Origin of the sequence: Mesorhizobium sp. M7A.F.Ca.US.014.04.1.1, assembly GCF_003998745.1 — a bacterium.
Classification (GTDB): Bacteria; Pseudomonadota; Alphaproteobacteria; order Rhizobiales; family Rhizobiaceae; genus Mesorhizobium; species Mesorhizobium ciceri.
Genome location: NZ_RZRW01000145.1, coordinates 1 through 11,122, shown reverse-complemented (window position 1 = coordinate 11,122; position 11,122 = coordinate 1). Strand labels below are relative to the sequence as shown.

Here is an 11,122-nt window from a genome sequence, read left to right as displayed (position 1 = left end):
GAGCCGGATCTCCCCTATGAGCGCCCGCCTCTGTCCAAGGAGGCGATGGCCAGCGATGCGCCCGGGATCAAGGCGATCGCCAGCGACGCAATTCTGGCCGAGAAGTCGATCCGGCATATCCATTCCGTCCAGGCCGTCGCGATCGACCGCGCGGCGCATACTGTGCGCCTGTCGGACGGATCGGTCCTGCCTTACGACAAGCTCCTGCTGGCAACCGGTTCGACGCCGCGCAAGCTGCCGATGCCGGGCCTGGGTCCGCGCTGCGTCTATCTCAGAACCTTCGCTGATGCGCTCGCCATTCGCGCGCATCTCACCCTCGGCAACCGTATCGCCATCATCGGCGGCGGCTTTATCGGCCTCGAACTCGCCGCCGCGGCCCGCAAGCTCGGTGCCGCGGTCACCGTCATCGAGGCGCAGCCTCGCATCCTGATTCGCGGCGTGCCGGCGGAGATCGCGGAAATCATCCATGAGGCGCATGTCGCCGAGGGCGTCGACATCCTGTGCGGCGACGGCATCGCGTCCATCGCCGACGATGGCAACGAGGTGCGCACCACACTTGCCGGCGGCCGGGAAATCGTCGCCGACCTCGCGATCATCGGCATCGGCGCCGTGCCGGTGGCCGGGCTTGCGGCCGAAGCGGGGCTGACGATCGACAATGGAATTGCAGTCGATGCCGAGCTGCGCAGCTGCGATCCCGACATCTTTGCCGCCGGCGATTGCTGCTCGTTTCCGCTCGCCGTCTATGGCGGCCGCCGGGTGCGGCTGGAAGCCTGGCGCAACGCCCAGGAACAGGGCGCGCTGGCGGCCAGGAACATGCTCGGCGCCGGCGAGGCGCATGCGGCGGTGCCGTGGTTCTGGTCGGATCAATATGGTCTGTCGCTGCAGATCGCCGGGCTCTCCGACGAGGGCAAAAACACCGTGCGCCGCGATCTCGGCGACGGCGCCTTCATCCTCTTCCATCTGGCTGAAGACGGCAGGCTGGTCGCGGCCAGCGGCATCGGCCCCGGCAACGCGGTCGCCCGCGACATCAGGCTGGCCGAAATGCTGATCGCCAAGCGGGCCAAGCCGGCGCCGGAAGCGCTGGGATCACCGGATGTGAAGCTGAAGTCGTTGTTGGCCGCCTGAGCCTACGCTCCCCCTTTTTGGGGGCCGCTGCGCAGCTGCGGGATGGGAGTGCGGCACCGCCCCTGACCTTCGGTCCGACCTGCCCTACAAGGGGCAGGTAAAGGCTCTGAACCCCAGCCCTAAAACAGCGCCTTCAGCTCCGGCAGTTTGTCGTTCACCAGCCAACCATAATAATTCTCTTCCGGCAGCTTTTCGGGCTCACCGGCGGCGCGGCGCCTGTCGTTCTCCGCCTTCAACGCATAAGCGCGCTGCTCCGGATTGCCGACATTGTAGAGCGTGGCGGTCAGCCCGGGATTGCCCGAAATGTCGAAGCCGGCAATGCTTTTATAGGCATCGATCGATTTCCTGATCGTCGCGGCGACGTAGGGCAGCGTCAGGTCGGGATCCATGATGGTCTTGTAGACCGAATTGGGATCGCCGACGTCGAGCTTGGGCAGGCCCGAAACCTTGTGCACCAGATCGCTCATCTGCAGGGCGGTCAGCGGATTGAGCTGGCCGAGGCCGAAGGTCTGGCCGGCATAATAAGGCTGGAAGAAGGTGGCGCCGAAGCGGTCGTCGGGAAAGCTGGTCCCGCCGACCGACTTGCCGCGAAACGAACGGTTCCACACCTGTTCGCGGCATTCCCACAGATCGTAGCTGTCGGACATCCCCGCGCATTTCTTGAATTCCGGCCGCTGCACGAAGTCGGTGATGTCCTCGCCGTCATAGGCGAAGGACAGCTTGCTGGAGAGATAGGAGATCGCCTTGACATAGTAGGTCTGCAGCCGGTCATAAGCATCGACATTGTAGGTGTGCTCGCCGACGATGGCGCCGACAATGTGCAGGGGATCGATGCCGTAGGCGGCCGCCGCCTTCCTGATCTTGGCGCGCAGATCGGCGTCGTTCTGCAGCAGGGCATAGACCTTGCGGTACTTCGCCTGGAAGCTGGTGTTGGTCGCCTGCGTGCGCCGGCTGGAGGCGCCGGGAATGTCGGGCTGCACGGCATTGCGATTTCCCGGCGGCACCAATGTCGCTGCCTCGGCGGCGAACAGCGTCGCCGCCAGCGTCAAGCCGAGAATGACCAGGATCAGTTTTTTCATGCACCCGCCGCCCAAGCAATTCCAGGAAAAGTGTGAAACGGTTTTCCGGAATTGCGTCAACCTAGAGATCGAGAATTGCCGCGCAAACTAGGTAAAGCTCTTGGTCGAGTCGAGAGCGCCCCTTCACCCGGCAGGACGAAAGGTGGCCAGATGGTACCATCTGGCCACACATGATTTTGCTTGCCGGAAAATGTTGCCTGGACCGGCGCCGGAACGTTTCGGCGCCGTCGTTTAAAGGATGAACCGCGACAGGTCGGTATTCCTGGACAGATCGCCGACATGCTTTTCGACATAGGCGGCGTCGATAGTGACGCTCGTTCCGTTGCGGTCGGGCGCATCGTAGGAGATTTCGTCCAGCACCCGCTCCATCACCGTCTGCAGGCGCCTGGCGCCTATGTTCTCGACGCTGGCGTTGAGATCGACGGCGATGCCGGCGAGCGAATCGATGGCGTCGTCGGTGAAGGTCAACTCGACGCCCTCGGTCTTCATCAGCGCGATATACTGCTTGATCAGGCTGGCCTCGGTCTCGGTCAGGATGCGCACGAAATCGTCCTTCTCCAGCGCCCGCAGTTCGACGCGGATCGGCAGGCGGCCCTGCAATTCCGGCAACAGGTCGGACGGCTTCGAGACGTGGAAGGCGCCGGAGGCGATGAACAGGATGTGATCCGTCTTCAACGGTCCGTATTTGGTCGCCACCGTGGTGCCTTCGACCAGCGGCAGCAGGTCGCGCTGCACGCCTTCGCGCGAGGGCCCGCCGGAAATGTCCGATCTCGCCGCGATCTTGTCGATCTCGTCGAGGAAGACGATGCCGTCGTTTTCCGCGGCATCGAGCGCCCGGCGCACCACCTCGTCCTGATCGAGCAGCTTGTCGGACTCGTCATTGACCAGCAGGTCGTAGGACTCCTTCACCGTCGTCTTGCGCATCTTGGTTTTCTTGCCGCCCATCGCCTTCGACAGCATGTCGTTGATGTTCAGCACGCCGATATTGGCGCCCGGCATGCCGGGGATTTCAAATCCGGGCATGCCGCCGCTGCCGGTGTCGGCAACCTCGACCTCGATTTCCTTGTCGTCGAGCTCGCCGTCGCGCAGCTTCTTGCGGAAACTGTCGCGGGTGGCCGGGCTCGCCGTCTTGCCGACCAGTGCTTCCAGCACACGTTCCTCGGCGTTGACGTGGGCGCGCGCCTTGACGTCCTCACGCATCTTCTCGCGCACCAGGCCGATGGCGATCTCGACCAGGTCGCGGATGATCTGCTCGACATCGCGGCCGACATAGCCGACTTCGGTGAACTTGGTCGCCTCGACCTTGACGAAGGGCGCACCGGCCAGCCGCGCCAGGCGGCGCGAGATTTCCGTCTTGCCGACGCCGGTCGGCCCGATCATCAGGATGTTCTTGGGCATCACCTCTTCGCGCATCTGGCCTTCCAGCTGCTGGCGGCGCCAGCGGTTGCGCAAGGCAATGGCCACGGCGCGCTTGGCGTCCTTCTGGCCGATGATGAAGCGGTCGAGTTCCGAAACGATTTCGCGGGGAGAAAATGTGCTCATATCACTAAATTCCACTTTGCCACTGCTTGATGGCCTCGAACGGATGCAGCAGCATGATCACGTTGAGTGTCAGATTGTCCCGGATGAGGTAGCCGGTGCCGAGTTCGAAGATGATGGCGAGGCTGACGATCACCCATATAGGTAGCCTTCGCGCCATCACAAATCCCAGCACCATGGCCAGTGTGTCCGACACCGAATTGATGATGCTGTCGCCATAGTAATCGAGCGAAATGGTGCCGGCGCGGTAGCGGTCGATGATGAACGGGCTGTTTTCCAGCAGCTCCCAGCCGCCCTCGATGAAGACGGCGAACGCCAGCCTCAGGCCGATCGGCGAACGCGGGAACAGGAACCGCGCCAGCGCATAGAACAGGAAGCCGTGGATGATGTGTGAGAAGGTGTACCAGTCCGAAATGTGCTGGGAATTCTCCGAACTGTTCACCACGCCATGCCAGAGCTTGACGTAGCCGCAGGTGCAGATCGGCGTCCGCCCCATGCCGTAGAGCGCCCCGGCCTGGAAGATGACCAGGGCAAGCACCAGCAGAAGCCCCATCCGCCAGCTGTCTTCGTAGGCCGAATAGCTGTTTTCCGTGGCCGGTGTCGTCATCGATTCATTCCCCCTCGTTTCGCGTCGCCGTCTCGACCATCACAAAGCCCTGTCACGCCTTCAGCGGCGGCAGCCGGCGGATCACGGCCGCCGGCAAGGTGAGGTTGACCACAATCCGCCGGATACGCTGCCAGCCGGCCCCGAACAGAATAATCAGCGCGCCAACAACGACCAGGATCAAGGCAAAAGGCGGGATGCCCGTCGAATCGGAGGCGGAATTCACCAGATAATAGATGCCCAGCGAGCCGAAGTAAGCCAATGTAGGAACCAGAAGCGAACGGCGGTCTATGGCCAGCGCGACATAGAGGAAGCCAAGGATCAGAATCGTCAGCATGATGGTTGCATTGGCATCCGGCGCGATATGTCCGAATACGACGTTTTGGCCGGTTGCCATGATAAAGAGCGGATGCACCAGCATCGGCGCCGAGACGACATGCAGCCAGAAAGCGCAATCGGACCAGATCTTGCGTCGATCCCTGTCGTAAATGTCAAAAGCGACACCCGTTGCGAACACGATCAGGCCGCAGATCAGCGGCATGTAAAGGGCCGCGCGAAGCAATTCGGGAACGTCCTCGAGGCGCGGCGGCGCAATCGCGCCGGTTGTCACACTGTCATACAGGATTATCGCCGTTTGCAGGAAGGCAAGCAGTGTGAAGGCGATGGCGATAGTCCCGGCAATGATGGGGACGCGAAAGCGCCAGAAATAGATCGCCGCCGCGATTATTCCTCCGCCCAGGAACAGATATCCGGCCCGGGACGCCGTCTGGCGCAACGCCAATAGCTGCCAGATGGTTTCCGGCTTGCGTATGCCGAAGCTGGCCTCCACTTGCAGCGCCAGAGCGGCCAGAATGGCGGCCATGAAAATCAGGGCAAGCACGGACGACGATAGCTTCATCCGGTGCTGACGCGTGACGATTTCGGCGAGCCCCCAGGCGAAAACCGCGAAGATGCCGGCGATCCAGAATGTCTGGCCTGGAAGCAAGGTGGTGAGGACAAAGAAGAAGCCGGCGCTGAGCAGAACGGTTCCCACGGTGACGAACAGATCGTTGCCGCCGCCGACCAGCCGCAGGTTTTCCTCGTCACCCTCGTCACTCTCATCATCGGCGCGCCTGGCCTCGGGGGCGAGAGCGACCGCGCGTTCCATGGCCTCCAACTGATCGCGCAAGGTCTGCGAGATCAAACCTTTCGCGACTGCCTTGTCGAGGGTTTCGGCGCTGATCAATTGGGCTCCTGCGTCGCGTCGCGCGCCATCATCAGGGCTGGCCCGTACTCCGATGTTCTGGTGTCAAAGGCAACAAAGCCGGCCTTTTCGTAGGCGCGGATCGCCCTGACATTGGCGGGATCCGGGTCGATGATGACGCGCGGAACACCTTCCTCGAAAAGCTGTTCGACGAATTGGCGCACGATCGCCGAGCCATGGCCACGCCCGACCAGCTCCGGCACGCCGATCGACACGTCGATGCCGAGCGTGCCGAACGGCTGGTCGGCGTAGGGGTGGTCGTCTTCCAGATGCGGGTCGTAGCTCTGCAGATAGGCGATCGGCTTGCCGTCGAGCTCGACGATCAGCGGCTCGACGGAAATCGAGTCGATATGATCGCTAATCCCGGCGATTTCCGTCTCCGGATCGTCCCACCACTCTGCAACATGCGGCTGGGCAAGCCAGCCGGCGATCATCGGCAGGTCTTTCTCCGTCACCGGCCGAAAATCATAGGTCACCACCTCTTCAGGCGGCATCGAGCGTTTCGACGACGAAATTGTTGTTGGTGTAGACGCAGATGTCGGATGCGATCTGCATCGCCTTGCGGGCGATCTCCTCGGCATCCTTGTCGCTGTCCATCAGCGCGCGGGCCGCGGCCAGCGCGTAATTGCCGCCCGAACCGATGGCCATGACGCCGAATTCGGGTTCGAGCACGTCGCCGGTGCCGGTCAGCGCCAGCGAGACTGACTTGTCTGCCACCAGCATCATCGCTTCCAGCCGGCGCAGATAGCGGTCGGTGCGCCAGTCCTTGGCGAGCTCGACGCAGGCGCGCGTCAGCTGGTCGGGATATTGTTCGAGCTTGGCCTCGAGCCGCTCCAAAAGCGTGAAGGCGTCGGCGGTGGCGCCGGCGAAACCGGCAATCACATTGCCGCCCTTGCCGATGCGGCGCACCTTCTTGGCGTTGCCCTTCATGATGGTCTGGCCAAGGCTGACCTGGCCGTCGCCGGCGATCACCACCTTGTTGCCCTTGCGCACCGTCACGATGGTCGTGGCGTGCATGGTCAGTTCATTGGACATTTCTTGGGCTCCGAGCAGCGCCATCCCGATAAGGCGATTGGCGCGGTACGAGTAACTTTGATCGGCCATATGTATGCATGGGGCCGGTGATTGCAAATCGCTCTCTGGCAAGGCCGATACCGATGCCGGAGGCAACTGGCAATCGCCGGATCATGCTGCTAGAAGGCTTTCGTTTTCAAGCCTGCGAGCGCTTGAAGCCTCTGAGCCGGTCACGATGTGAACCTCTGGACAAGGATAGAGTGATGCCGCCCCGTTCCGCCGAAGCGAGCCGTAAGACCAAGGAAACCGACATCTCCGTGTCGGTCCATGTCGACGGGTCCGGCAAGTCGGATATCGCTACGGGCGTCGGCTTCTTCGATCATATGCTGGACCAGCTGTCGCGCCATTCCCTGATCGACATGACGGTCAGGGCCAAGGGCGACCTGCATATCGACGATCACCACACGGTCGAGGACACCGGCATCGCGCTCGGCCAGGCCTTGACCAAGGCGCTCGGCGAGCGGCGCGGCATCATGCGCTATGCCTCGATCGACCTTGCCATGGACGAGACGCTGACGCGCGCCGCGATCGATGTGTCCGGCCGTCCCTTCCTGGTCTGGAACGTTTCCTTCTCGTCGCCGAAGATCGGCACCTTCGACACCGAACTGGTGCGCGAGTTCTTCCAGGCGCTGGCGCAGAATGCCGGCATTACGCTGCATGTCACCAACCACTATGGCGCCAACAACCATCACATCGCCGAGACCTGCTTCAAGGCGGTGGCGCGCGCGCTGCGCGCTGCTCTCGAACGCGATCCGCGCCAGCCGGATGCGGTTCCCTCCACCAAGGGATCGTTGAAGGGATAAGGCCATGGCCACCTACGTCGTGATGGAACCGCCAGGCCGCAGCGAAAAGGCTGATGCGACGGCCTTTGTCCGCGATGGCTTCACCTGGCTGGGCCTCCTGGTGCCGCCGCTATGGTTCGCCTGGCATCGGCTGTGGATCGAAGCAGCACTTGCCTTCGTCGTCATGGGCCTGCTTTCGATGCTGGGCCAGAAGCTCGGCCTTGGTGTGGCCGGGTCGCTGCTGTCGTTGTTGGTTTCGCTCTATGTCGGCCTGGAAGGGCAAGGCCTGCGCATCGCGGCACTTCGCCGGCGTGGTTGGCACGAGTGGGGCGCGGTCGAAGCCGGTTGGCTCGACGATGCCGACACACGCTATGCACTGGAGGCGGAAGCGCTTGCCGATGAGGTTGTGCCGGCGCCGCGCATGGTCCCCGATGCTGCCCTCGCGCGGCCAGCGCAGCCGGGCATTGCGCTGGGGCTGACCCACATACCGGGAAGAAACTGACATGATTCCGGGAAGAAGCTGAGATGCGGGTTGCGATCATCGACTACGGCTCGGGCAATCTGCGCTCGGCCACCAAGGCTTTCGAGCGCGCCGCGCGCGAAGCCGGCATCGCGGCGCAGATCGACCTGACGGCCGATGCCGAGCGGGTGCGCACGGCCGATCGCATCGTCCTGCCCGGCGTCGGCGCCTATGCCGATTGCGCGGCCGGCCTGCAGGCCGTCGAAGGCATGTGGGAAGCCGTCGAAGATGTCGCGATCGTCAAGGGCCGGCCTTTCCTCGGCATCTGCGTCGGCATGCAACTGATGTCGCAGCGCGGCCTTGAAAAGACAATTACCGAGGGCTTCGGCTGGATATCGGGCGACGTCAAGGAGATCATGCCTTCCGATCCGGCGCTGAAGATCCCGCAGATCGGCTGGAACACCATCGAACTCAAACGCCAGCATCCACTGTTTGCCGGCATTCCCACCGGGACCAACGGGCTGCACGCCTATTTCGTGCACTCCTACCACCTCGATGCGCGCAAGCCGGACGAAGTGCTGGCGGTCGCCGATTATGGCGGCCCGGTGACGGCGGCCGTCGCCCGCGACAATCTCGTCGGCACGCAATTCCACCCGGAAAAGAGCCAGGCGCTGGGCCTCGCCCTGATCACCAATTTCCTGCGCTGGAGGCCCTAGAGCATGATCCCGAAAAGTGGACCCCGGTTTTCTCGGACAAACGGTCCCGTTTGTCCCGAGATCATGCTCAAGCAAAGGGGAAACCGATGAGCAAGAAGGGTTACTGGATGGCGATGGTCGAGGTGACCGATCCGGAAAACTATCCGCTATACATTGCCGCCAACAAAGCGGCTTTCGACAAATATGGCGCAAAATTCCTGACCCGCGGCGGTCAGTCGTCGAGCCCGGAAGGGTCGTCGGGCAATCGCCATGTCATCATCGAGTTCGAGAGCTACGCGGTCGCACTCGCCTGCTTCCATTCGCCCGAATACCAGGCGGCGCTGAAGTTCCGACGTCTCTATTCGACATCGCATTTCGCCATTGTGGAAGGCGCCTGAACGGATGATCCTTTTCCCCGCCATCGATCTCAAGGACGGCCAGTGCGTGCGCCTGAAGCACGGCGACATGGCCACCGCGACCATCTACAACGATGATCCTGCAGCGCAGGCGCGGGCCTTCGAGCAACAGGGCTTCGAATGGCTGCATGTCGTCGACCTCAACGGCGCTTTCCAGGGCCAGAGCGTCAACAGCGCGGCGGTCGGCGCCATCCTCAAGGCGACGAAGAACCCTGTGCAGCTCGGCGGCGGCATCCGCACGCTGGCGCAGATCGAGGACTGGCTCGATCGCGGGCTGGCCCGTGTCATCCTCGGCACGGTGGCGGTGCGTGACCCGGACCTGGTCAGACAGGCCTGCAAGGCGTTTCCGGGCAAGGTCGCCGTCGGCATCGACGCCAAGGGCGGCAAGGTCGCCGTCGAGGGCTGGGCCGAGGCGTCGAGCCTCGGCGTCGTCGAACTGGCGAGGAAATTCGAGGGCGCCGGAGTCGCCGCCATCATCTACACCGATATCGATCGCGACGGCGTTTTGACAGGCATCAACTGGGACGCCACCATCGATCTCGCCGATGCCGTATCGATCCCGGTCATCGCGTCGGGCGGCCTCGCCTCGATCGCCGACATCATGCGCATGACCATGCCCGATGCGCAAAAGCTCGAAGGGGCGATCTCCGGGCGCGCGCTCTATGACGGCCGCATCGATCCGGCCGAGGCCCTGGCGATCCTGCAGGGCAGGGCGGAGACGCGGACGTGAAAATCTCCATCATCCTGGCCTCCTACGACAGCGGTCATTACCATGGCGGCATGGGCCAGGGCCCGGACGCACTGATATCAGGCGGGCTCGTCGACGCGCTGACCATGGCCGGCCATGACGTTACGGTGGAAGACATCGGCAGGGTCGGAGACATCCAGGAGCGCGAGATCGCCACCGGCTTTGCTGTCTGCAACGCGGTTGCGACCGAGGTTCGCCTTGCCCGTGACGCCGGTCGGTTTCCCATCGTCCTTGCGGGAAATTGCCTGACATCAGCCGGTGCGGTCGCCGGCGAGGACGCCGATGCGATCATCTGGGCCGACCAGCATGGCGACCTCAACACGCCCGAGACATCGGCATACGGCTTTCTCGACGGCATGGCGCTGGCGACGGTGCTTGGCCTGTGCTGGAGGCCGATGGCGTCGGCCATTCCCGGCTTCAAGCCGATCGATCCGTCGCGTTGCGTGCTCGTCAACGCGCGCGATCTCGATCCGGACGAGAAGCGGCTGCTGGAGACGCTGCCGATCGTGCGGACGGAATGCGCCGGGGTGGCCCAGGCGACCGAAAGACTGAAGATCGCCGGCGCCAAACGCGTGCACATGCACCTCGATATGGACGTGCATGATCCCCGCGAGTTGCAGGCCAACCGCTATATCACTTCGGGCGGCCCGAGCCCGGAGCAGTTGCGCGACGCCACTTGCGCCATGGCGCTTGCGGTGCCGGTCGTCGGCATCACCGTCTCCGCCTACGATCCGGCTTTCGACGCGCAGGCCGATGTTCCGCCGCTGGTCGGCCAGTTGCTGAACGATCTCATCGCCACGATAGAGGGCCGCTGATGCTGAAAGCCCGTGTCATCCCCTGTCTCGACGTCAAGAACGGCCGTGTCGTCAAGGGCGTCAACTTCGTCGATCTCGTCGACGCCGGCGATCCGGTCGAGGCGGCCAAGGCCTATGACGCGGCCGGCGCCGACGAGCTTTGCTTCCTCGACATCACTGCTTCGTCGGACAATCGCGAGACCATCTTCGACGTCATCGCACGCACCGCCGAACAATGTTTCATGCCGCTGACCGTCGGCGGCGGCGTGCGCCAGGTCGCCGACATCAGGAAGCTGCTCTTGGCCGGCGCGGACAAGGTGTCGATCAACACGGCGGCGGTGAAGAACCCGGACTTCGTTGCCGAGGCTGCCGACAAGTTCGGCAACCAGTGCATTGTCGTCGCCATCGACGCCAAGAAAGTGTCCGCCACCGGTGAGGCCGACCGCTGGGAGATCTTCACCCATGGTGGGCGCGAAAAGACCGGCATCGACGCGGTCGAGTTCGCGCGGAAAATGGTCGATCGCGGCGCCGGCGAGATCCTGCTGACCTCGATGGAGCCCGAC

Annotated in this window: 14 protein-coding genes; 8 read left to right on the top strand and 6 right to left on the bottom strand. The window is 63.3% G+C overall.

What is annotated here, in order from left to right; translation table 11 throughout:
• On the top strand, nucleotides 1–1,125 hold a 1,125-nt coding region (locus tag EOA22_RS12505; protein ID WP_127389995.1), incomplete at its 5' end, for an FAD-dependent oxidoreductase.
• Nucleotides 1,126–1,244: 119 nt separating this feature from the next.
• On the opposite strand, the gene EOA22_RS12500 is transcribed toward EOA22_RS12505, so the two are convergent.
• The 6 genes from EOA22_RS12500 to hslV all read right to left on the bottom strand — a co-directional run bounded on the left by EOA22_RS12500 (nucleotide 1,245) and on the right by hslV (nucleotide 6,625).
• Complete coding sequence (locus EOA22_RS12500) at nucleotides 1,245–2,204, bottom strand: DUF1402 family protein (RefSeq protein WP_063170435.1); 960 nt, start codon at nucleotides 2,202–2,204, stop codon at nucleotides 1,245–1,247.
• A gap of 231 nt (nucleotides 2,205–2,435) precedes the next feature.
• Nucleotides 2,436–3,746 carry an ATP-dependent protease ATPase subunit HslU gene (gene hslU, locus EOA22_RS12495; RefSeq protein ID WP_013528355.1) on the bottom strand — a complete coding sequence of 437 codons (1,311 nt, stop codon included), beginning with the start codon at nucleotides 3,744–3,746 and terminating at the stop codon, nucleotides 2,436–2,438.
• Between the two features lie 4 nt (nucleotides 3,747–3,750).
• Nucleotides 3,751–4,296, bottom strand: coding sequence for a DUF2585 domain-containing protein (locus EOA22_RS12490; RefSeq protein WP_224618702.1), 546 nt, complete (start codon nucleotides 4,294–4,296; stop codon nucleotides 3,751–3,753).
• Nucleotides 4,297–4,402: 106 nt separating this feature from the next.
• Entirely contained in the window at nucleotides 4,403–5,572 is a 1,170-nt protein-coding gene (locus EOA22_RS12485; protein ID WP_063169776.1) for a hypothetical protein, read from the bottom strand.
• Nucleotides 5,569–6,084 carry a GNAT family N-acetyltransferase gene (locus EOA22_RS12480; protein WP_024502003.1) on the bottom strand — a complete coding sequence of 172 codons (516 nt, stop codon included), beginning with the start codon at nucleotides 6,082–6,084 and terminating at the stop codon, nucleotides 5,569–5,571. The genes EOA22_RS12485 and EOA22_RS12480 overlap by 4 nt, the downstream gene beginning before the upstream one ends.
• Complete coding sequence (gene hslV, locus EOA22_RS12475; RefSeq protein WP_013528351.1) at nucleotides 6,074–6,625, bottom strand: ATP-dependent protease subunit HslV; 552 nt, start codon at nucleotides 6,623–6,625, stop codon at nucleotides 6,074–6,076. Before hslV ends, EOA22_RS12480 begins: the two co-directional genes overlap by 11 nt.
• 242 nt (nucleotides 6,626–6,867) lie before the next feature.
• Here hslV and hisB point away from each other — a divergent pair, with 242 nt between their 5' ends.
• From hisB to EOA22_RS12440, 7 genes are all read left to right on the top strand, one after another.
• Nucleotides 6,868–7,467 carry an imidazoleglycerol-phosphate dehydratase HisB gene (hisB, locus tag EOA22_RS12470; RefSeq protein ID WP_063169777.1) on the top strand — a complete coding sequence of 200 codons (600 nt, stop codon included), beginning with the start codon at nucleotides 6,868–6,870 and terminating at the stop codon, nucleotides 7,465–7,467.
• A gap of 4 nt (nucleotides 7,468–7,471) precedes the next feature.
• Nucleotides 7,472–7,948 carry a DUF2628 domain-containing protein gene (locus tag EOA22_RS12465; protein WP_063169778.1) on the top strand — a complete coding sequence of 159 codons (477 nt, stop codon included), beginning with the start codon at nucleotides 7,472–7,474 and terminating at the stop codon, nucleotides 7,946–7,948.
• Nucleotides 7,949–7,971: 23 nt separating this feature from the next.
• Nucleotides 7,972–8,622 carry an imidazole glycerol phosphate synthase subunit HisH gene (hisH, locus tag EOA22_RS12460; protein WP_063169779.1) on the top strand — a complete coding sequence of 217 codons (651 nt, stop codon included), beginning with the start codon at nucleotides 7,972–7,974 and terminating at the stop codon, nucleotides 8,620–8,622.
• Between the two features lie 86 nt (nucleotides 8,623–8,708).
• Nucleotides 8,709–8,999, top strand: a complete 291-nt coding sequence (locus tag EOA22_RS12455) for a DUF1330 domain-containing protein (RefSeq protein ID WP_013528347.1) — start codon at nucleotides 8,709–8,711, stop codon at nucleotides 8,997–8,999.
• Nucleotides 9,000–9,003: 4 nt separating this feature from the next.
• Nucleotides 9,004–9,747, top strand: coding sequence for a 1-(5-phosphoribosyl)-5-[(5-phosphoribosylamino)methylideneamino]imidazole-4-carboxamide isomerase (gene hisA, locus EOA22_RS12450; protein ID WP_063169780.1), 744 nt, complete (start codon nucleotides 9,004–9,006; stop codon nucleotides 9,745–9,747).
• Nucleotides 9,744–10,580 carry an arginase family protein gene (locus EOA22_RS12445; protein WP_063169781.1) on the top strand — a complete coding sequence of 279 codons (837 nt, stop codon included), beginning with the start codon at nucleotides 9,744–9,746 and terminating at the stop codon, nucleotides 10,578–10,580. Before hisA ends, EOA22_RS12445 begins: the two co-directional genes overlap by 4 nt.
• The coding region (locus tag EOA22_RS12440) for a HisA/HisF-related TIM barrel protein (RefSeq protein ID WP_164755382.1) at nucleotides 10,577–11,122 on the top strand (546 nt) is incomplete at its 3' end. The genes EOA22_RS12445 and EOA22_RS12440, both read left to right, overlap by 4 nt.

What these genes read in the sequence shown, in the direction of transcription:
- EOA22_RS12500 (WP_063170435.1), bottom strand. Translation starts at nt 2,204, where the DNA reads ATGAAAAAACTGATCCTGGTCATTCTCGGCTTGACGCTGGCGGCGACG.
- hslU (WP_013528355.1), bottom strand. Translation starts at nt 3,746, where the DNA reads ATGAGCACATTTTCTCCCCGCGAAATCGTTTCGGAACTCGACCGCTTC.
- EOA22_RS12490 (WP_224618702.1), bottom strand. Translation starts at nt 4,296, where the DNA reads ATGGGGCTTCTGCTGGTGCTTGCCCTGGTCATCTTCCAGGCCGGGGCG.
- EOA22_RS12480 (WP_024502003.1), bottom strand. Translation starts at nt 6,084, where the DNA reads ATGCCGCCTGAAGAGGTGGTGACCTATGATTTTCGGCCGGTGACGGAG.
- hslV (WP_013528351.1), bottom strand. Translation starts at nt 6,625, where the DNA reads ATGTCCAATGAACTGACCATGCACGCCACGACCATCGTGACGGTGCGC.
- hisB (WP_063169777.1), top strand. Translation starts at nt 6,868, where the DNA reads ATGCCGCCCCGTTCCGCCGAAGCGAGCCGTAAGACCAAGGAAACCGAC.
- EOA22_RS12465 (WP_063169778.1), top strand. Translation starts at nt 7,472, where the DNA reads ATGGCCACCTACGTCGTGATGGAACCGCCAGGCCGCAGCGAAAAGGCT.
- hisH (WP_063169779.1), top strand. Translation starts at nt 7,972, where the DNA reads ATGCGGGTTGCGATCATCGACTACGGCTCGGGCAATCTGCGCTCGGCC.
- EOA22_RS12455 (WP_013528347.1), top strand. Translation starts at nt 8,709, where the DNA reads ATGAGCAAGAAGGGTTACTGGATGGCGATGGTCGAGGTGACCGATCCG.
- hisA (WP_063169780.1), top strand. Translation starts at nt 9,004, where the DNA reads ATGATCCTTTTCCCCGCCATCGATCTCAAGGACGGCCAGTGCGTGCGC.